The organism is Paenibacillus ginsengihumi DSM 21568, assembly GCF_000380965.1.
Classification (GTDB): Bacteria; Bacillota; Bacilli; order Paenibacillales; family NBRC-103111; genus Paenibacillus_G; species Paenibacillus_G ginsengihumi.
The window spans coordinates 18,393-39,660 of the sequence record NZ_KB905567.1 but is presented as its reverse complement, the minus strand read 5'-3'; the positions used below and the strand labels follow the sequence as shown (position 1 = coordinate 39,660).

The window sequence follows — 21,268 nt, the reverse complement described above, 5'->3', positions numbered from 1 at the left end:
TGTTCATATTTTCCAACGGCTTGTCGTATACTATAGAGACAAGTCTTTCAGAGTCGTGAAGAGCAGCAAAGGCGGTGTGGAATGTTTAAAGGTCGTACGGTACTGGCATTTGTGTTGTTATCGATGTTTGCCAGCAGCATTTTGACGCTGACCCTGGTGAACCCGTCCATTCTGGCGGCGGTCGGAGGAAGGGATCAGGCAGGCTCGGTCAAGTCGGGCCTGTCCAGCAAGGATTTGAACAAGATTGCCATGACCTACTCGCTTATCGAGAACAATTTTTTAACGCAGGTGGACAAGGACAAGATCGTGAACGGCGCGATCAACGGCATGCTGGCTACGTTGGACGACCCGTATACCGTCTATATGGACCAGCGGGAGGCCGAGCAGTTTAACGAAAATATCACGTCTTCGTTCCAAGGCATCGGAGCCGAGGTGACTTCGGAGGACGGCAAGGTGGTCATCGTCGCCCCGATTAAAGGATCGCCGGCGGAGAAAGCTGGCCTGCATGCCAATGACGTCATCCTGTCCGTGAACGGGGAGAAGCTCGAGGGCTTAACGCTGAACCAGGCGATCATGAAAATTCGCGGTCCGAAAGGCACGCAGGCGAAGCTGGAGGTGCTCAGGGCCGGCACGACAGAGCCGATCGAGGTGATCGTCGTCCGGGACGATATCGATGTGGAGACGGTCTATGCCGAGATGCTGCAAGGGCAAATCGGCAAAATCGAGATTCGCCAGTTCGCGAGCAATACGGCCGAGCGCTTTGCGGAGGAGCTGCAATCGCTTGAGTCGCAAGGGATGAAGGGGCTGATTATCGATGTCCGGAACGATCCGGGAGGACTGCTTCAAGAGGTCGTCGAGATCGTCGAGCCGTTCATTGCCAAGGGCAAGGGCATCGTGCAGATCGAGAACCGCCAAGGCAAGAAGGAAATGACGCCTTCGAACGGCACCGGCAAGCCGTATCCGGTCTCGGTGCTGATCAACAAAGGCAGCGCCAGCGCATCGGAGATTTTGGCCGGAGCCCTGCGCGATTCGGCGGGCAGCAAGCTGATCGGCGAGACGACGTTCGGCAAAGGCACGGTGCAGGTCACCTTCGCCAAAGAGATGGGCGACGGCAGCAATATCAAGTTGACCGTCTACAAGTGGCTCACTCCGAACGGCACATGGATCCACAAGACGGGGATCGAGCCGGACATGAAGGTGGAGCAGCCGGCTTATTTCAAAGTGGCTCCGCTCACCAAGAAGGAGACGCTGAAGCCGGATACGTCCAGCGAGGACATAAAGAACCTGCAGATTATGCTGCAGGGCCTGGGATTGCAGGTCGATCGGACGGACGGATATTTCAGTGCGCAGACTGCCAAGGCGGTCAAGGCGTTCCAGCAGGCGAATGACCTGCCCGTCACCGGAGAGGTCGACAAGGATACGGCGGCCAAGGTGGAGAAGGCGATCGTGGAAGCCATCCGCGATCCGAAGAACGATCTTCAGCTCAAAGCGGCGCTTGAATATATGCTCAGCGTAACGGGCAAGTAAGCTGCGCTGCCGCTTGGCAATTTAAGGCGTACGGCAGGAGTTTGGCCGGCCGGCGTCGAATTCAATGAGAAGGCATCACCGCCGCCCTGCGCGGGCATGCGGAAGACGCCTTCTCATTTTTGATTGTCGAAGGAGTACGCCATGAGCGCGGTTATGGAGATTGCAGCCCAGGGAGGCAGGGCCTTCCTGCACATGCTGCTGCATCCTTATTATTATGTCGGAATTCTCTTCATCCTGCTGCATTATCGGCGGCAGATCGCCTTCGAACGGAGGCTGTACGCGACCAAGCTGCACTCTCTGCCCGGGGAGACGGGCCGCACGGTGCTTTGGGGCCTGGCAGGAGGCCTCGTAGCTTCAGCGGTGATGGGGGGGGTCGGAGCGACGCTGCAGCCGGAAGCCGTATGGCTGATCTGGGGGGTGTCGCTGCTGCTGATCCTTATTCGAGTGCGATTTTTGTGCTCGGCTTATGCGGTCGGAACGATCGGCGTTCTGCAGGCGGTGTTCGGCTCCGTACCGATGCTTGGCGAATGGGCGCCGCTCGCTTGGCTCAGCAAGCCTCTGCTCGGCCTTCATATGCCCGCCATGCTGGCATTGGTTGCGATTCTCCATTTGATAGAGTCGCTGTTCGTCCGGTTTCAGGGCTCGCGCTTCGGCACGCCTATGTTCTACGAAAGCAAGCGGGGGAAGATCGTAGGCGGCTACCAGCTGCAGGGGTTCTGGCCGGTTCCGCTTGTTTTGCTCGTCCCGTATGCCGGGGGGGAGGCGCTTCCATGGACGCCTCTCTTGGGAGGCGATGGTTGGCAGCACGGCTGGGCGCTGCTCGGGCTTCCGGTGATGATCGGCTTTACCGAGTTGACGATGTCCCGGCTGCCGGCGGAGAAGGTGCGCATCAGCTCCAATCTGCTGATGGTGTATGCGGCGGCGATGCTGCTCTTCGCCTGGCTTGCCCATCTGGCGGCGGCGCTGACGCTGACCGCATCGCTAATGTGCGTGCTGCTTCATGAGGGCATTATTTGGTACAGCCGCTGGGATGAGTCCAGAAGGTCGCCGATTTACGTGCATGGCGGGAATGGGCTGAAAATATTAGGCGTGCTGCCGGGCAGTCCGGCTGAGGAGCTCGGACTTGTCGCGGGAGAAGCGATCCGCAAGGTGAACGGCGTGGCGGTGCGGACGAAGCAGGAAATGTATGAGGCGATGCAACTGAACGCCGCTTATTGCAAGCTGGAGGTCGTCAACCTTGCCGGCGAGAGCAAATTTTTGAAGCGAGCCCTGTTTTCGGGCGAGCATCATCAACTGGGCATCATTTTGGCTCCGGACGAGAATGCCCTATACTACGCGGAGTCCAGGCCGCTATCGATCTTCGCATATGTGCGCCGCCGGCTGGTAGGACTTGTGGCCAACAAACGCTCGCAGGAATCGGAAAAAGCCGCCCCCTGACCGATCAGGGGACGGCTTTTCGGGTATCGTCCATGATTTCGCGCAGCACGACGATTTCCACGCGCCGGTTTTTTTGCCGGTTGGCGTCGGAATCGTTGGGGGCAATCGGCCGGGTGTCCGCGTAGGCGGTAGATACGAACTTGTTCGGATCAAGCCCCGCGTCGTCCACGAAGTATCTCAGAACGGACAAGGAGCGGGCCTGGGACAAGCCCCAGTTGTCTTTGAAGGGCGAACCGGTCAGCACCGGCAAGTTATCCGTATGCCCTTCGATGCTGATCGAGGCGTTCAGCGTCGGGAATAGCGTAGCCAGCTGATTCAAGATCGGATACGCCTCCGGCTTCAGCTCCGCCTTGCCCAGGTCGAACAGGAACAGATCGTTCAGCGATACGGCGACCCCTCGGGGCGTGTCGCCGACCGATACGTGCCCCTGCAGGTTGTTTTGCTCGATATAGGCTTGCACCTTCTCGAGCAAATTCTCCAGCTGCCTCTCGCGTTCCAACGCCTCCTGGTCTCTGGCCGCATCCGGAGCTGTCGGCTCTGGGATCGGGCGGAGCCGATCCATAATGCCCGATCCTTGCGGCATAACGGTGTCCGCGCTCTGGAACTGGAACTTCAACGATTGCGCCAGCTCTTCGTATTTGGATTGATCGAGCTTGCTCATGGCATACATGATAATAAAGAAAATGAGCAAGAGCGTAATCAGGTCGGCATACGTGATGAGCCAGCGCTCGTGGTTGTCTGGAGTCTCCGTTCGTTTCCTACGCCTTGGCAACGGCTTCACCCGCTCCCTCCGTTGGTTTACGCTCCTGATGCAGGAAGGAATGCAGCTTTTTCTTGATCAGCTGGGGGTTCTCGCCGGCCTGAAGGGCGAGAATGCCCTCGAGCATGAGCTCCATTTCGGCGACTTGCTCTTTGCTGCGGATCTTGATCTTGCTGGCGATCGGCAAATAGATGACGTTCGCCGTACTTACGCCGTACAAGGTGGCGCAGAACGCAACGGCAATCGCCGGCCCGAGGCCCTCGGGATCGGTCAAGTTGCCCAGTACGTGAATGAGGCCCATTACCGTCCCGATGATGCCCATCGTCGGGGCGAACCCTCCGGCGGCCTCGAAGATCTTGGCCCAGCCTTCATGGTGGCGCTCCATGGAGTCTATCTCAAGCTCGAGGATTTGACGGGTTAGCTCCGGATCGGTGCCGTCGACCACCATCATCAGGCCGTCCCGGAGGAACGGGTTCGGGTGCTCCAGCGCCCGCTGCTCCAGCGCGAGCACGCCTTCCCGCCGGGCGACGGTGGCCATGTCTACAATCTCATCGATCGTTGCCCCTTGATCGCGCTTCGGCTCCTTGAAGGCCATGCTCAGCGCCTTGCCGATCTCCTTCAGCCGGGCCATCGGGAAGCTGACGATGACGGCGCCGATCGTCCCGCCGACTACAATCAGCAGAGCGGACGGCACGAACAGCGCCTCAAGGTGGCCGCCATCCCACAGGTAACCGCCGACCAAGGCGGCAATGCCTGCGATGATACCGATAATTGTTGTGATATCCACTAACGTTCCCCCTCTGAGTAATGTTGTCGATTCACTAACGGTCCCTGTATATCTGCAAAGGTAGTCCACCAAATAGAAATAAAAGGAATCTATTTGCAACGAACGGAGAAAAAAGGTATAATGGATGGGAACATTTATTCCTATGCATAACCATGCTGAAACAGCAGCGACGCGACCTCGGACGCCTATTTATTTAATCGGATTCCGAAGGGCGAAAGTTTAGAATAACGCGATCTTTTTCGGAAACGGGTGATAGGATGAACGAAGTGATCGTCAGCGACAGGAAATTCGAGCTGGTATCGGATTACAAGCCTCAGGGGGATCAGCCCCAGGCAATCGACAAGCTGGTGCAGGGCGTTCTTGCCGGCAAGAAGCATCAGACGCTGCTGGGGGCGACGGGGACAGGCAAGACGTTTACGGCGGCTCAGGTGATTGCTCGCCTGAATCGTCCGACGCTTGTGATCGCCCACAACAAGACGCTGGCCGCTCAGCTGTGCAGCGAGCTGAAGGAATTTTTTCCGAACAATGCGGTCTCGTACTTCGTAAGCTACTACGATTATTATCAGCCGGAGGCGTATATACCGTCTTCGGATACTTATATTGAGAAGGATTCCAGCATTAACGACGAGATCGATAAGCTGCGCCACTCCGCCACCAGCTCGCTGTTCGAGCGGAGGGACGTCATTATCGTCGCCAGCGTATCGTGCATCTACGGTCTCGGTTCTCCATCGGAATACCGCGATCTGGTGTTGTCGCTGCGTGTCGGCATGGAGCGCTCGCGCAACGAGATTCTCCATCGGCTGGTCGATATCCAGTATCAGCGCAACGATATCAACTTCACCCGGGGCACGTTCCGCGTGCGCGGCGACGTTGTGGAAATTTTTCCGGCCTCGCACGGGGAGCATGCGATTCGGGTCGAGCTGTTCGGCGATGAGATCGAGCGTATTACGGAGATCGATGTGCTGACCGGGGAAATTCTCGCAGAGCGGGAGCATGCGGCGATCTTCCCGGCGTCCCACTTCGTCACGCACGAGGAGAAGATGAAGCGGGCGCTGGTCAACATCGAGAGGGAGCTGGAGGAGCGGCTGGCCGAGCTGAGGGCCGAAGGCAAGCTGCTGGAGGCGCAGCGGCTCGAGCAGCGCACGCGCTATGATATCGAGATGATGCAGGAGATGGGCTTCTGCTCCGGCATCGAGAACTACTCGGGGCCGCTGACGTTCCGCGAGCGGGGCGCGACGCCTTATACGCTGTTCGATTATTTTCCGGACGATATGCTGGTGATTGTGGACGAATCCCATGCGACGCTGCCGCAAATACGCGCCATGTACAACGGCGACCGAGCTCGCAAGGAGGTGCTGGTCAACCACGGCTTTCGCCTGCCGTCAGCGCTGGATAACCGCCCTCTCCGCTTCGAGGAGTTCGAGCAGAAGATCAAGCAGATCATCTATATTTCGGCGACGCCGGGCCCTTATGAATTGGAGAAATGTCCGGAGGTCGTCGAGCAGATTATCCGTCCTACGGGGCTTGTCGATCCGGAGATCGACGTGCGGCCGACCAAAGGGCAGATCGATGACTTGCTGGCGGAGATTCAGGACCGCATCGCCAAAGACGAGCGCGTCCTGGTGACGACGCTGACCAAGAAGATGGCTGAAGATTTGACCGATTATTTCAAGGACGTTGGCATCAAGGTCCGCTATTTGCATTCGGACATCAAGACGCTGGAGCGAATGCAGATTTTGCGGGATCTTCGGCTGGGCACCTTCCACGTGCTGGTCGGGATCAACCTGCTGAGGGAAGGGCTCGACTTGCCGGAGGTATCGCTGGTCGCCATTCTGGATGCCGATAAAGAAGGCTTTCTGCGGGCCGAACGCTCGCTCATTCAGACGATCGGGCGGGCAGCGCGCAATGCGAACGGCAAGGTCATTCTGTACGCCGACAAGGTCACTGAATCGATGGACAAGGCGATCAAGGAGACGTACCGCCGCCGCGCCATCCAGATCGCTTACAACGAGAAGCACGGCATCACGCCGCAGACGATACGCAAGAAGGTGCGCGACGTCATCGAGGCGACGAAGGTCGCCGAGCAGAAGGCCGAGTATTTGGCCGAGGCGAAGATGGCGAAGATGTCGAAGAAGGACCGCTTGTCCCTGATCGAGCGGCTGGAGCAGGAGATGAAGGAAGCGGCCAAACATTTGCAGTTCGAACGCGCGGCGGAGCTGCGTGACGCGATTATGGAGCTCAAGGCAGAGCTGTAACGAAAGGAAGGTATTCCTTGTGGGCAGAGACCACATCGTCATCAAAGGCGCGAGAGCGCACAATCTGAAAAATGTCGACGTCACCATTCCCCGCGACAAATTCGTTGTCTTGACGGGGCTGAGCGGGTCGGGCAAGTCGTCCCTGGCCTTCGATACGATCTATGCCGAAGGGCAGCGGCGCTACGTGGAGTCGCTGTCTGCCTATGCCAGACAGTTTCTCGGGCAAATGGATAAGCCGGACGTCGATTCCATCGAGGGGCTGTCGCCGGCGATCTCCATCGATCAGAAGACGACGAGCCGCAACCCGCGGTCGACCGTCGGCACCGTCACGGAAATCTACGACTATCTGAGGCTGCTGTTTGCCCGCATCGGACGCCCGCACTGTCCGGAGCACAAAATCGAGATCACCTCGCAGACCGTCGAACAGATGGTAGATCGGATTATGGAATATCCCGAGCGTACGAGGCTGCAAATTTTGGCTCCCGTCGTATCCGGCCGCAAGGGAGAGCATTCGAAGCTGCTTGCCGATATCGCCAAGCAGGGTTTCGTGCGCGTGCGCGTCAACGGCGAGCTGCGCGAGCTGTCTGAGCAGATCGAGCTGGAGAAGAACAAGAAGCATAATATCGAGGTCGTTGTCGACCGGATCGTCGTCAAGAGCGATGTGGAGGCGCGGCTGGCCGATTCGCTGGAGACGGCGCTGAAGCTTGGCGAAGGCCGCGTGATCGTCGATATCATCGACCGGGAGGAGCTGCTGTTCAGCCAAAATCTGGCTTGTCCCGAATGCGGCTTCAGCATGGAGGAGCTGGCTCCCCGCATGTTTTCGTTCAACAGTCCGTTCGGCGCTTGTCCCGAATGCGACGGCCTCGGCAGCAAGATGATCGTCGACCCGGACCTGCTCGTGCCGAACCCGGGCAAGAGTATTCAGGCAGGCGCCTTTGAAGCCTGGGCCGGAAGCACGTCGAACTACTACCCGCAATTTTTGGCCGCGGTCTGCGAGCATTACGGCATCCCGCAGGACGTGCCGGTGTCCGAGCTGAGCAAGGAGCAGATGAACAAGCTGCTCTACGGTACAGGCGGGGAAAAGGTCCGGTTCAAATATGAGAACGACTTCGGCCAGCGCAAGGAAGCGATGGTCGCTTTCGAAGGCATCGTGCACAACCTGGAACGCCGATACCGAGAGACATTTTCGGACGGCATCCGCGAGCATATCGAACAGTTTATGAGCGCCAAGCCTTGCGGAAAGTGTAAAGGGCATCGGCTGAAGCCCGAGACGCTGGCCGTTACGATCGGCGACCGCAACATTGCGGATGTCACGGCGCTTTCGATCGGAGAAGCTGCGGAATGGTCGGAATCGCTGCAGCTCAGCGATCGGGAGATGCAGATCGCGCATCTGATCTTGAAAGAAATCCGGGCCCGTCTCGGCTTCCTGGTCAACGTCGGCCTCGATTACTTGACGTTAAGCCGCGCAGCGGGGACGCTGTCCGGCGGCGAAGCGCAGCGGATTCGGCTGGCGACGCAGATTGGCTCGAGTCTGATGGGCGTGCTTTATATTTTGGACGAGCCGAGCATCGGCCTGCATCAGCGGGATAACGACCGGCTGATCAAGACGCTCGAGCATATGCGCGATCTGGGCAATACGCTCATTGTCGTCGAGCATGACGAGGACACGATGCTGGCAGCCGATTATATTATCGATATCGGCCCGGGCGCAGGCATTCACGGCGGCCAGGTTGTTTCCCAGGGAACGCCTCAGGAGATCATGGCGGACGAGAAGTCGCTCACCGGCCAATATTTGAGCGGCAGGAAGTTCATTCCGATCGCGCCGGAGCGGCGCAAGCCGAACGGCAAGTGGCTGGAGATTCGCGGAGCGAAGGAGAATAACCTGCGCAACGTCAATGTGAAGATTCCGCTCGGCGTCTTCACCTGCGTGACCGGGGTGTCCGGTTCCGGCAAAAGCACGCTGATCAACGAAATTTTGTACAAGACGTTGGCCAAGGAGCTGAACGGAGCGAAGACGCGGCCGGGTCAGTTCAAGGAGATCAAAGGGCTGGAGCACGTCGATAAGGTCATTGACATCGACCAGTCGCCGATCGGCCGGACGCCGCGCTCCAATCCGGCTACCTATACCGGCGTATTCGACGATATTCGCGACGTGTTTTCCGCGACGAACGAAGCGAAGGTACGCGGCTACAAGAAAGGCCGGTTTAGCTTCAACGTCAAAGGCGGACGGTGCGAGGCATGCCGGGGCGACGGGATCATCAAGATCGAGATGCACTTCCTGCCGGACGTGTATGTGCCTTGCGAAGTATGTAAGGGCAAGCGCTACAACCGGGAGACGCTGGAAGTAAAGTATAAAGGCAAGAACATCTCGGAAGTGCTCGAGATGACGATTGAGGACGCTACCGAGTTCTTCAAGAACATTCCCCGCATCCACCGCAAGCTGCAGACGCTGATGGATGTAGGCCTCAGCTATATGAACCTGGGGCAGCCTGCCACGACGCTGTCCGGGGGCGAAGCGCAGCGGGTGAAGCTGGCGGCCGAACTGTATCGCCGCAGCACAGGCAAGACGATCTATATATTGGATGAGCCGACGACCGGTCTGCACATCGACGATATCGACCGGCTGCTGAAGGTGCTACACCGATTGGTGGACAATGGCGATACCGTATTGGTGATCGAGCATAATCTGGATGTGATCAAGACGGCCGACTACATTATCGACCTCGGACCGGAAGGCGGCCGCAAGGGTGGCACGATCGTCGCTTGCGGCAAGCCGGAGGACATCGTCAATGTGGAGGCTTCCTATACCGGCCGTTATCTGAAACCGATTCTGGAGCGGGATACGAAGCGTTCGCAGGATTATGCCATGAGATTGCGGGAACTGGAAGGGACAGCCGAGTCGGAAGCGAGTTCCGAGGTTGAGAACGCGGCGGTGTGATATCGTTGCAGCCACCAGTGACGAAACCTGCTTCGTCATCGGCCTGGCAGCGATTCGCGATTCAACGCTCAATGCTTCGGCCGAAAGGATGCTTAACATATTCAGGGATAAGACTTGCCTGGTGCTGCAGGAAGGTTCAATGAATGCCGGGCAGCGAACGACGAGCCTCCGCCCTCCAAGCGTATTGCGGCGGAGGCTCTTTCTATGCCGCGGTCGCGGGCATCTTCGCATTAGCGGATGCTTATGCCGGACAGGACAATGCAGCATGTAAGGCAAGGTTATAAATATTGGAGCAATGGGGCATTTTATAGAACAATCGGTGCGGTTCATACGGAGCAAGCTTCCAAAAATCCTTCTTGGTAATGGTGACAAAGTTGTTACACTTAAAATGAACCGCTTGCACTTGAGCTTGTTGAAAGATATGATAAATAATAGCATTTTCGTATACTGAAGGAGGTCTCTCCATGTTTTTGGCCGAAGAAGCAGCTGCCGAAGCGAGTAAATTTAACGGATTTGACGTATTCGTGATTTTGTTCACGATTCTTATAGCTATCGGAGTGGTTCGCCAATTGGCGGCTCCGAAGAAGAATCCGTTTGCGATTGCTTTCGGCTTGGTCAGCTTGATCGTCTTTCTGATTCTGGATTTTGTCATGGTCAGAGGATGGATGAGCTGACGGAAGCGGATGGGACTTTCGCGAATTTCTAAATGGGAAAGAGAGAACAAGAAGCCCCGAGAATTCTGCTCAGGAATTTTCGGGGCTTTTCGTTGTGCGGCAGAGCGAGCCTCCCGAGCCTCCATAAGAGGTTCGTTATTGAGGCCGAATTAGACCCACCACATCTCGCCGAGCGGCTCGCGGATCAGCACCTGTTTAAGGTTTTGCACCGCTTTGGAGAAGCCTTCCTCTACCGACATGAGACCGTCCTCGTGCTCGATGCTGACGACGTAGTCATATCCTACCAGACGGAGTGCGCTGATGATGTCCGCCCACGTTTTCAAATCGTGACCAAAGCCGACGCTGCGGAACTGCCATGCGCGGTCCAGCATATTCGTGTAAGGCTGCATATCGGTCAAACCATGCTTGTGCACATTGACCGGATCGATCGTCGTATCTTTGGCGTGGAAATGATGAATCGCCCCTGCGCGGCCGAGAATCTGCACAGCCTGGACCGGATCGATTCCTTGCCACCACATATGGCTGGGGTCCAGGTTGGCGCCGATGACCTCGCCGACCGCTTCGCGTAGCCGCAGCAAGGTGGCCGGCGTATGTACCGAGAAGCCCCCGTGCAGCTCCAGGCCGATCTTCACGCCGCGCTCTTCGGCATATTTGCCCGTCTCCTTCCAATACGGAATCACCTTGTTTTCCCACTGCCAGTTGAGAATTTCCTGGAAGTCCGGCGGCCAAGGAGCGACCGGCCAGTTCGGATATTTGGCGTCCTCGGAATCGCCGGGGCATCCGGAGAACGTATTGACTACCGGAATGTCCAGCTTGGCGGCCAGATCGATCGTTTTGATGATCGTATCGTGATGCGCTTTAGCGATATGCTTTTGCGGATGCAGAGGGTTGCCATGGCAGCTAAGCGCGCTGATCATAAGGCCGCGGGATTCCACCGCCTGCTTGAACGCCTTCCGCTTGCCTTCGTCCGCGAGCAGTTCGTCCGGCTTGCAGTGGGCGTCGCCCGGCCAACCGCCGGTTCCGATTTCTACAGCCTCCAAGCCCTTCGAAGCGATGTAATCCAGCGCTTCCTCGAATGGCTTGTTCTGAAACAGCACCGTAAAAATTCCTAATTTCATGAGGCACCTCCGTATAATGATTTCCGAAATGAACGCGTGTACAAACACGCTCACCCAAATTATAGCACTGTTTTGGAGCTTCTCAAAGGGAAGTATTTTGCTAAGAAAATGACTTATTTTTTGACAGTTTGGGACTTGTGCACCTTAACTCTTTATGTTAGATTTTATTGGTACTAATGGACTACTGTACTAGGAGCAAGGGGATATGATACTCATGAGGAAATGGAAGGAGAAGCTGAAATCGATTCGCTGGACCGTCGGGAGAAAGCTGCTCGCCGCTTTTTTGGCCGTCGTGCTCATTTCGGTGGCGATGGGCTTGTTTGCGTTTGACAGGATGAGGGTCATCCAAGCGGAGACGCAGATGATCACGCAAAAGTGGATGCCGGGGATGCAAGCGATCAACGACTTCAACTATTTGACCGAGCATGTTATGAATCTCGAGTTCAAGCTGCTGATCGAGCCGGATCAGGCGATCGCCGAGCAGATCGAATTGGAGATGCAGCAACATTTCGACAAGATCAATGACGCGATCAGCCGATACGCCAAGCTGATTGACGGAGAAGAAGAGAGGGAAATCTTCGATAAAATGCTTGACCAATGGCTCGCATTTTTCGATTTCCACTCCGAGTTCTCCGAATTGTCCGAGGAAGTAAACTTGCTGCAGGGTGCCGGAAATCATATGATCGAGGTGAATACGCTGCTGAACACGGCGACGCAAACTTTTGAAGTGATGCGGTCGCATACCAACGAGCTGATTGAGTTCAATAAAGCCGGAGCGGCTCAAAGCACATTGGCACGCGAGCAGGTGTTTAAATCCGCCCGGACCAGCGTGATCGTCTTCATCGGCGTAGCGATCATTCTGAGCGTCGCGCTTGCTTGGATCACGACACGGTACATCTCGGGGGCGGTCGGGAAAGTATCCCGCGTCCTCAAGCAGATGGCCGAAGGCGATATTAGCGAGCAGCAGATACATACTCGCGCCAACGATGAAATTGCCGATCTCGCCGCCAACTTGAACCATATGCAGGCCAATTTGCGGGTGTTGATCAGGCAAATTCAGGATAACGCTGCGCAAGTCGCCGCATCGTCCGAGCAGCTGCTCGCTTCCTCGGAGCAAACGTCGGAGGCAGCTGCCCAAGTCGCCAAGGCGATGGAGGAAGTAGCGAGCGGGGCGGACAATCAAGTGAGCGGTGCGGAAGAAACGAGCCGCGCAATGGAAGAGATGTCTTCGGGTGTGCAGCGCATCGCCGAGGCGTCTTCCGATGTGTCCGAAGCGTCCTCTGACGCGGCCAAGCTGGCCGGACAAGGGAATGCTTCCATGAACAAGGTTACCGAAGGGATGGAGCAGCTCCATCAAGCGTTCGAGAACGTCAATCAAGAGGTACACGAGCTTGCCGCACATTCCGACAACATCGGACTCGTTGTGCAGATGATTGCCGACATTGCCGACCAGACGAATCTGTTGGCGCTGAATGCGGCGATCGAGGCAGCGCGGGCAGGCGAACACGGGCAAGGCTTTGCTGTGGTAGCGGGCGAGGTTAGAAAGCTGTCCGAGCAGTCGGCCGAATCCGCCAAGCGTATCAAGCAATTGATCGCACAAATTCAGCAAGGTATCGAGCGTGTCCAAAGTAGCATGGCGACGAGCGCAGGCCACGTGCAGTCGGGGCTGCAGTCGGTCGACGAGGCGGATCACATTTTCCGGCAAATCGTCAACTCGACGGGAGAGGTTGCCTCCAAGATTCAGGAGGTGGCAGCCGCCGCGCAGCAAATGGCAGCAAGCTCCGAGGAAGTGTCGGCTTCCATTGCCGAGATGAGCGGCATCGCGCGGCAGGCTTCGGCCCATGCCCAGACAGTTGCGGCATCCGGCGAAGAGCAGCTGGCTTCACTGCAGGAGATCTCGGCATCGACCGTCTCGCTCACGACCATCGCTCAGGAGCTGAACGCAGCGGCGATGAAATTCAAGCTATAATGAGACGATATGGAAATGCCAGCAATGCAAGGCCGTCCTCTTTAGGGGGACGGCCTCTTTGGGTTTGCGAGAACGCAAGCCGGGGCATGACGAAAAGGACCGCGCCGATGACGGGCGGTCCTTTAGACCAAACCGCCGCGCTAGCCTACCAAGGCCAGTTCAGCAGTCCTCGGTAGATTTTCTCCACCGTTTCGGCCGTCCCGCCGTAGACGATGACCGCCGCTGTGACGAACAATTGGACAAGGGCGCAGCGGAACCAGAAATAAGCGCGCGACACTTTGCGCTTGTTGACTGTCGTCTTGCCGAGCAAATTTTCCAGCGCGAGCAAGATGCCGTGATAGACGCCCCAGGCCAGATACAGCCAGGTGAAGCCGTGCCACAGTCCGATAAGCACCATAATCAGCACGGACAGGCCGGCGGCCGTCCATTTGGTCGGCGTTTGCCGGGAGAAGAAGATGAAGATATGGTCGCGGAACCAGTCGCCGAGCGTGGCGTGCCAATTGCGCCAATACTGCGTCAGCGTCGGCGATTGGAACGGCTTCTTGAAATTTTCCGGGATATTGTAGCCCATCAGCCGGCCGAAGCCGACCGCGATATCCGAATAACCGGAAAAGTCGAAATAAATGAGCGCATAAAACCAGATCATCAGAAACAGCGATTCGTGCGTGTGCAGTCCCCCTGCCAGGACATCATCGAATACCTCCGTCATCCAGGCGACGACGACGATTTTTTTGAACATGCCGAGGATGATCCGTTTGATGCTTGCCTCCGTCTGCTGGGCGTCCACTTGGTACGGCTGCTTCGCATCGGCCATAAAATCGCGAAACTTCAGGATCGGTCCCGAAGTGAACGTAGGAATAAACAAAATGTAGTTGAAATAGTCCAGCACCCGCGCCCGCGCCTCCGTACCGAAGAAATAGGCGAAATACAGCGCATCGATGACCTTCAGCACATTATAGATCAGTCCGAGCGTTATGACGGCGTCAAAGGCCGGATGTGTCCACACCTCCATGCCGAGCAGGCGAAGCGACGAGACGGCAGCTACATTCGCCGCGATCAGCCCAATGAACAGCGGCTTGCGCATTCGCTTCGCATAGCTTAGCCACAGGAAAGCGAGGTAATTGAGCGCCGTATAGCCGAGATAGAAGGCGAACAGCTTCTGACTAAACAGCAGCAGAAAGCACAGATTGAACGCGAGCATGAGCCAGCGCTTGTTGCTCTGCCACCGCCGGGTCAGGCCGAGGACGATGGCGATACCGGCCATCGCCATCACCGCGTTCATGTTCAAATACCACATAACCGATTGCTCCCTTGCAGGTTCAAGGCATTAGAAGCCTTCGTAGATGAAGAGCCCTTTGCCGGTAAAATAAATGAGCACCATGATCAGCATGGCCAAGTACAGAATCACTTCGAAGAGCTTGCGAGCGAAGCGAGCCATGCGTCCACCTCCTTCGTGAACAGGGGCGCGCCATCCTCCCGGTTCAGGTGAACCAGGTCGTGCATATATTTCGGATCATAGGCGGTGAGCTTGTCAAGTACCGGAATCCCGTATGCCTCCAGCCGGCGATCCACCTCTTCCCGAAGACCAGGCATGTAACGGGGAAGCTCGTAATCGCGATTCCATGGCATCCAGACGACTCGCAGCGGCAAGCCGCGTTCCTGGCAGTAAGCCAAAATCCAATCGAGCGCCTGCAAATTATCCTGGTATTCCCGGGGAGAAGCCCAATTGAAACGCTGCTCGTACTCATGCCACTTTTTGTTCAGGTCCTCGCCTGTCATGCGCCCGAAGTACAGCAGCTTGTCGATCCAGCGAGGCTCATAGGCCAGGCTGCGCTTGAGCAGCAGGTTGCGCACGAATTCCGTTCCCGAATCGCGGAAATAATCGCGGTAAAAGTATACGTACGGCTGGTACCAAGGCTTGAACCAGCGGTAGGTGGGGTCGGTCGGCAGGATGTCGAGCATCGTATGCACGTCGATGCCGATGACCAGCTGCTGTTCCGGCCGGAACAAGTCCTGCTCCAAAATGGCTTTCAGATCGGTCAGCTTGCCGTAGGACAGACCCATCTCGATCAAGCCGGACGTCGACTGCTCCTCGATATAAGCGCCGGTCACGGCGGAGTTGCCGTAGAACGTCGGGCCGCTGGTTCGCCAGTCGTGATGGTATAACGTTTTGGTGAAATCGTCCTTATAGAAGCGCCGCGACGTCACCATCGGGTCCCACATCGTTATCAGAACATCCGACACGACGAACGCGGCGAGCAGGAGCAGCACAAAGCTGCTTTTGCGGATAAAAGCGATCATGATCGGTTAAAACCACACTTTATAGGGAGATTGAACCGGTGCGGCTTGCCGCCGGCGGCAGGGCCCCTCCCGGTTACAGCGCTTTTTGCTGCCATGCCCGGTATTGCTCGCGGAACGATGCCGGCCACTGCTCCTCGTCCAAACCGTATTGTGCCAAAAAAGCGAACGTCCAGCGCTCGATGCCGAAGCCGACGCAGCCGGTTACCGCTGGCCGTTTGCCGACCTTGATGTTAAAGGCATTGCCGAACGTATTGCTGTGGAAATTGACAGAGCTGCAGGCAATCGACTTCTTGAGATGCGGGATCGACAGGCGCAGCTCGTACTTCATCTCCTGGTTGCGCTGGAACGAAGCCTTCACCTGAAAATCGTTGGTGAAGAACGGGTCGTTGGCGATTTCGAGCAGGCTGTCCACGTTCCATTCGGCGGCCAGCTCCTTCAAATACTCGATCGCCTGCAGGCGGTTCTCCTTCACAAAGTCGGGCTTGCCGACGAAAATAATCTCGCGCATGCTGAAATCGAGCAGCCGGCCAAAATCGGCATGGTTCCTCGACTCGAAGCGGTGGCATTTGGCGATGGCGCTGACGATCAGGCCGTCGGTGTCGAGCGTCTCGTTCTGCAATCCTTCATAGCAGTGATAGCAGGTGGACGGATTCATCGTAAAACGCGGCTTCGGCATATTCGCGTTCAGATCGAGCGGCGCGTCCTCTTTCCAGCCGCCGGCCTCGCGGACCGATTGCGAGAACGCCTCGATGACGTCGAGATCCTCACGCAGATGCGACAGGAAATGAATGTGCTCGGGGAACGAAGTGAAATGATTCGTCTTATCCAGCGTCGTACAGTGAATGACGGCCGGGTAGGACTCCTCCTTCACGCCCTCGAAGCGGCTGGCGATCTTCGTTACGAACGAGTAATCGAAGAAACGCATCAGGCTGCTGAACGGCTCGCGGAAAATGAACAGGCCGGGCTCCAGCACCTTGATGATTTTGCGTTCGATCAGCTCGGCGACAATGTCGCCTTCGTACGGCGTCTGCACGCGGTGCTCGAACAGCACGTTCTCCTTGAAGCCGAAATCGCCGTGGGAAAAGCGCTCGATCAGCCGCTGCACACGCTCGCGGATCGCCTCGTCGCCCTTGGGCGATTGGTGCGCGATATGAATATGGCCATCCTCGATGCGGATGTCCTGAATATGTTCGTCAACGAAGGCCGCAGCATATTTCAATTGGCCGTACTGGCCGGGGTCGAGACCCTCCAGGGAAATAACACAGTCCATGGCAGTTACCTCGCAGTTCTTCGGATTGGGATAGACGCCTATGACGAGCGATTCCTTCGCCATCGGTCGTCACCTGCGGTATTGAAAAATCAGCTTGTAGATAAAGCTGATTTTTCCAGATGGACGCCTATGACGAACAACTCCTGCCGTCATCGGTCGTCACCTTCGGCGTTGAAAAATTCGCCGGAGGATTCCGTCCAATTTTTCAAGATAGACGCCCATGCGGCTTGCGCAGCACCATCAGATGGTGAAAATTGGGCCGCGGGCCCTGGGCGCTATTTTCAAGATAGGGAAGGGCAGCGAAATGCCGCCCTCGCCGTTATCGCTTCTTCTGGATGAAGTCGGCGATTTCGCGAACGGTATTCAAGGGGTACAGCATCAGATCCTGGTTGGTCACCTGGATGCCGTACGTTTTCTCGATATGGGCGATCAGCGCCGTGGCGCCGATGGAATCGATATACCCGTAATCGAACAAATGCACGTCCGGCGTAAATTCATCGTCGTCCTCGTCAATCTCGTAACGGGCGCGGATATGCGCCTCCAGTTCCTGGAGAATGTCTGCCATCAATCATTTCCTCCTTGCTCTGCAGCCTTTGCAGCGATTGCGAACCTCAGTATCGTTATAAAATAAGTGACGTTGTCAAAATAAGGAAGGCCGCAGCCCGGGCCGTACGTGGAACGAGCCTTGTGCTGCGGACCTTACAAAATCGATCGTCCGGTTACGGTTACGGGCCGAAGCGGAGCGTCAAGGAAGCCGCGTCGCCGTAGCGGGTAAATGTATAGAGATGCTCTTCTTCGTCATATTCCGTCTTCCATTCCGAGCCTTCCGCGGTGACGGTGCGGCGGCTGTACACTTGCAGCTGCTGCATGCCGGCAGACTGCAACTCCAGCTTCCATACGTCCGTCTTCCGATCCAGCCGGTAAGGGACGTTAATGCGCGTCAGATGCGGCTTGTCCGCCGCAGCTTGTCCGCCCGCGGGGTTGCCGCCTTCCGAAGGAGCGGCAAATCGAACGTTAATGCTAGCCGGAGCCCCGAAGTACAGCTTGCCGCCGCGCAGATCGTAGACGCTGCCGTCCGCAACCGGCTGCCGCGCGGCGTACGGGATGCCCGGCTCCACGACCAGGCCGAGCGTGCCCTTGTATTCCGCGGCTTGCGCCGGCACCCGCGACGTATCGGGCTTGACCACGAAGGACGGCTCGACGGCGAGGCCGAAGGCTTTGCGCAATCGTTCGGATACGACCGCCCGCCACGGACGGTACAGCTTGACGTCTGTCGTCAGCGTATTCAGGAAGCTGCGGGCCATCTGCGGTTCGGTCATGAAATTGTAGCTGTACGTATCGCGGATTTCGTCCATGTATCGGACGAAGTTCAGCAGCTCGCCGACTCGCGACGGAAAATGATATTCGATATGCTCGAAATAATCGATCGGCATATCGAGCCGGGCATAGGCGGTAAAGATGTCTTTGGTGGAATAGATCGGGTCCGTCCGCAGCACCGGCGCCGGTGTATGCAGCACCATCGGCTTGTCGAGCTGCGGCTCGCCCGTACTGTCCGTCAGCAGGAACGGCAGGCCCCAGTTGTATTCGAGCCCGAGCCGCGGCTCGTTCGGATCGTATGGCGGCCGGAAGCCGAAGTTGAACCAGATGCCGGCATCGCGCTCGTTGTTCAGCGTCTGCATCCGGTCTCCGTGGCTGACCCGCCACGTATGCTGGTTCGTTCCCGTCATGCCCCACGGGATGCCCAGCTTGTCGAACGCCGCGCGATGCAGGGCGATCTCCTGCTTCTCCTGCTCGTCGCTTCTGTAATTATGAAAGAACAGATGCGGATACAGCTCAAGATGATGCTCTTTGGCGTATTGAATAAATTCGTTCAATTCGTCGGCATAAGCGAAGTGCGGGCTGTCGAGCGGTGTCGGCAGGCCGAATTCCAGCTGGCCGACGATCAGGTCGTCCTTGCCGTCATGGTTCAGATCGTACCAGAGCGGCACGCTGTTGTGACCGCCGACGAGGGCGTGATTGCCGACCTGATTCAAGCTGGCGCCTTCGATCACGCCGGCCTCTTCCCAGCCTCCGGATTCGGTCTGCACATAAATGCGCAGGTCGCCCTCGAGGTTGCCGACGACCAGATCCGCTCGTCCGTCCCCGTTCATGTCGCGGACGGACGGAGCGGCGTAAGGCACAGGCAGCCGAAACAGCAGGCGCCCGGCCTCCCAAGCGGCCGCGCCGGAGCCCGCCTCTGCCGCCGGCCGGACGCCGCGGTACAGCGTCACCCCGCCGCTGGCATCCCCGACCACGAGGTCGGGGATGCCGTCTCCGGTGACGTCGCCTACGGTCGGCGCCAGAGGAGCGGCGCCGCGGATCGGCTGCCCGCCGGCTGTAAGCGGCACCGGCGCGGCGAACGTGCCGCCGGCCTGGCCATAGGCCACCGCCAGCGTGCCGTCCTCGCGCCCGAGCAGCAGATCCGGCCGGCCGTCGCCGTTCAGATCGTACGCCGCCACGCTGGCGTACGATCCGGCGGCCAGCGGCTCGCCGCTGGCCAGGCGCAGCGGCTCCCGCTTGCCGAAGGCGTCGGGCGGCGCCGCGTTTGCCGGCAGCTGCTGGTCGCCGTAGGCTGCGGCCGATGCGCCGAGATTGCGGTAGGCATAAATGAAGCCGTCCGCCGAGCCGACGATCAGCTCCGGCTTGCCGTCGCCGTCCAGATCGGCCAGCGCCGGGTAAGCGCGGTACGGCAGCTGGACGGGATCGCCGAGCGATAAGGACTGGCCGTAATCGGCTCCCTGCACCGGCCCGTCCTCGGCCATAATCCGTATGCCGCTGGAATAGAACGAATTCGGCGTCTCGCCCTGGAACGAAGGCTTCTCGTTCGTTCCTTCATTCAGATGGACGACCGCCGATTCGGTCCAGCGGCCCCAGCGGTAGGTGGCGCGAACGAGCGAGAACGAAGGAATCTGATCGTATTCCCGCAGCAGCTCCGCCCACTGGATGCCCTCCTTGTCCCGGATCGCCTCCAGCGCCTCGAAGTGGTTCTGGTAAGCCATCGCCGGCCGGCCGTAGGGGCCGAGCACTTTCGCGACGCTGTAGCCGAGCTTCTCTTTCGAGACGAAGGCCGCATATTCGCTGCGGAACATCGCGCTGCCGGCGGCAAAGGTGAAGTTGAAATAAGGCTCGACCGGCAGCTTGTTGCGGTTGAAATAGACCGAACCTTGTTCCGGCTTGCGCTTCTCGTTGATTGCTGCGGCCAGCCGCTCGAAGCCGAGCTGCGGGTCGATGCCGCTCGCGAGATCGTATCCCGTAATATGGTACCGGTTTGGCAGCAGCATTCCGCTGAAGAAGACGGTCCCTTCGCCATATCGGTTCAACGCATACAGCGCGACCGGCTGGGACGCGTCTCGCAGGCCGACGACCGTCTGGGCGGTGGACGGCACGAGCCCGTGGCCCCACTCGAAGCTGCGCAGGCTTCCATCGAGGTCATGCTTCATATAGTTGTCCATAAACTGCGCGAACAGCTCCTGCAAGCCTTGCAGGTGCAGCCCGGCTTCAGGATAGACGAAAGCCAGCTCGGATACGCGGGACAAGCCCGGCGGCAGGCCGCCGGCCGGCACTGTCAGCGTCTCCGGCGGGGAGACGGGCACGACCGACTGCGCGCCGAGAAATTCGGGTTCGAAGTCGTTGGCAAAACCATTTTCAAGGAACAGATGCCCGCCCTGGGCGACGAAGGCTTCCAGCCGCTGACGCAGCTCCGGCGTCAGCGCCCCCTGCAGGGACGGGTCCAAATATACCGTGTCGTACCGGCCGAGCTGCTGCGCGCTGACATCCTCCAGCGGCTTGCGCTCCAGCTTGAGTCCGGCGATGCCGGCTTGCGCCAGGTGGCCGTAAGCGGCCGCATCGAACTGGTCGCCCGATGTGGCGTACAGCATGCGAACCGACAGCTCCCGGCCTCCGGCGAGCAAGACGGCAAGCGCCGCCGCCAGCAGCATCCCAAGCACAAGCAGGATCGCGCCGGTCTTGCGGCGTGATATTCGATTCAAAACCATCCCTCAATTATAAACGATTCGTCCGACCAGACGCGAGAAAACGACCGAAGCTGTATGGCATCGGACGCCATCGGCGGCGGATGAAAAATTTGCCCGAAACGGGTGGTCACGAGCTCAAGATCGGACTCCTAGCAATTATAGCACGGATGATTAGCTTTGTTAACTTTTGCCCGAGATGGCGCGGTCGGCCTCCTTTCT

Annotated in this window: 14 protein-coding genes; 6 read left to right on the top strand and 8 right to left on the bottom strand. The window is 58.0% G+C overall.

Annotation, left to right across the window (positions count from 1 at the left end):
* Positions 1 to 81 precede the first annotated feature (81 nt).
* Both F591_RS0112105 and F591_RS0112100 read left to right on the top strand, forming a co-directional pair.
* Entirely contained in the window at positions 82 to 1,527 is a 1,446-nt protein-coding gene (locus tag F591_RS0112105; RefSeq protein WP_019534867.1) for a S41 family peptidase, read from the top strand.
* Positions 1,528 to 1,668: 141 nt separating this feature from the next.
* Positions 1,669 to 2,964 (top strand): PDZ domain-containing protein, encoded by a 1,296-nt coding sequence (locus tag F591_RS0112100; RefSeq protein ID WP_019534866.1) that lies wholly within the window; start codon positions 1,669 to 1,671, stop codon positions 2,962 to 2,964.
* A gap of 4 nt (positions 2,965 to 2,968) precedes the next feature.
* Here the strand turns inward: F591_RS0112100 and F591_RS0112095 are convergent, their stop codons facing one another.
* Both F591_RS0112095 and F591_RS0112090 read right to left on the bottom strand, forming a co-directional pair.
* On the bottom strand, positions 2,969 to 3,745 hold the full coding sequence (locus tag F591_RS0112095; RefSeq protein WP_019534865.1) for a flagellar motor protein MotB: 777 nt from the start codon (positions 3,743 to 3,745) through the stop codon (positions 2,969 to 2,971).
* On the bottom strand, positions 3,723 to 4,511 hold the full coding sequence (locus tag F591_RS0112090; RefSeq protein WP_019534864.1) for a flagellar motor protein: 789 nt from the start codon (positions 4,509 to 4,511) through the stop codon (positions 3,723 to 3,725). Before F591_RS0112090 ends, F591_RS0112095 begins: the two co-directional genes overlap by 23 nt.
* Positions 4,512 to 4,768: 257 nt before the next feature.
* Here F591_RS0112090 and uvrB point away from each other — a divergent pair, with 257 nt between their 5' ends.
* From uvrB to F591_RS0112075, 3 genes are all read left to right on the top strand, one after another.
* Entirely contained in the window at positions 4,769 to 6,766 is a 1,998-nt protein-coding gene (uvrB, locus tag F591_RS0112085) for an excinuclease ABC subunit UvrB (RefSeq protein WP_019534863.1), read from the top strand.
* A 19-nt stretch (positions 6,767 to 6,785) separates the two neighbouring features.
* On the top strand, positions 6,786 to 9,704 hold the full coding sequence (gene uvrA, locus F591_RS0112080) for an excinuclease ABC subunit UvrA (RefSeq protein ID WP_019534862.1): 2,919 nt from the start codon (positions 6,786 to 6,788) through the stop codon (positions 9,702 to 9,704).
* Positions 9,705 to 10,168: 464 nt separating this feature from the next.
* The gene (locus F591_RS0112075) at positions 10,169 to 10,378 is read left to right on the top strand and encodes a hypothetical protein (protein ID WP_019534861.1); all 210 of its coding nucleotides are present in this window, start codon (positions 10,169 to 10,171) and stop codon (positions 10,376 to 10,378) included.
* Positions 10,379 to 10,527: 149 nt separating this feature from the next.
* Here the strand turns inward: F591_RS0112075 and F591_RS0112070 are convergent, their stop codons facing one another.
* Positions 10,528 to 11,496, bottom strand: a complete 969-nt coding sequence (locus tag F591_RS0112070; RefSeq protein ID WP_019534860.1) for a sugar phosphate isomerase/epimerase family protein — start codon at positions 11,494 to 11,496, stop codon at positions 10,528 to 10,530.
* A 214-nt stretch (positions 11,497 to 11,710) separates the two neighbouring features.
* Here F591_RS0112070 and F591_RS0112065 point away from each other — a divergent pair, with 214 nt between their 5' ends.
* The gene (locus F591_RS0112065) at positions 11,711 to 13,465 is read left to right on the top strand and encodes a methyl-accepting chemotaxis protein (protein ID WP_019534859.1); all 1,755 of its coding nucleotides are present in this window, start codon (positions 11,711 to 11,713) and stop codon (positions 13,463 to 13,465) included.
* Between the two features lie 145 nt (positions 13,466 to 13,610).
* Here the strand turns inward: F591_RS0112065 and F591_RS0112060 are convergent, their stop codons facing one another.
* The 5 genes from F591_RS0112060 to F591_RS0112035 form a co-directional block, all read right to left on the bottom strand.
* Entirely contained in the window at positions 13,611 to 14,762 is a 1,152-nt protein-coding gene (locus tag F591_RS0112060; protein ID WP_019534858.1) for an MBOAT family O-acyltransferase, read from the bottom strand.
* Positions 14,763 to 14,869: 107 nt separating this feature from the next.
* Complete coding sequence (locus F591_RS0112050; protein WP_019534856.1) at positions 14,870 to 15,766, bottom strand: SGNH/GDSL hydrolase family protein; 897 nt, start codon at positions 15,764 to 15,766, stop codon at positions 14,870 to 14,872.
* Between the two features lie 73 nt (positions 15,767 to 15,839).
* Complete coding sequence (locus F591_RS0112045; RefSeq protein ID WP_026326558.1) at positions 15,840 to 17,036, bottom strand: class-II aminoacyl-tRNA synthetase family protein; 1,197 nt, start codon at positions 17,034 to 17,036, stop codon at positions 15,840 to 15,842.
* A 319-nt stretch (positions 17,037 to 17,355) separates the two neighbouring features.
* On the bottom strand, positions 17,356 to 17,601 hold the full coding sequence (locus F591_RS0112040) for an acyl carrier protein (protein ID WP_019534854.1): 246 nt from the start codon (positions 17,599 to 17,601) through the stop codon (positions 17,356 to 17,358).
* A 160-nt stretch (positions 17,602 to 17,761) separates the two neighbouring features.
* Positions 17,762 to 21,070 carry an FG-GAP-like repeat-containing protein gene (locus F591_RS0112035; protein ID WP_040741583.1) on the bottom strand — a complete coding sequence of 1,103 codons (3,309 nt, stop codon included), beginning with the start codon at positions 21,068 to 21,070 and terminating at the stop codon, positions 17,762 to 17,764.
* Positions 21,071 to 21,268: the final 198 nt, after the last annotated feature.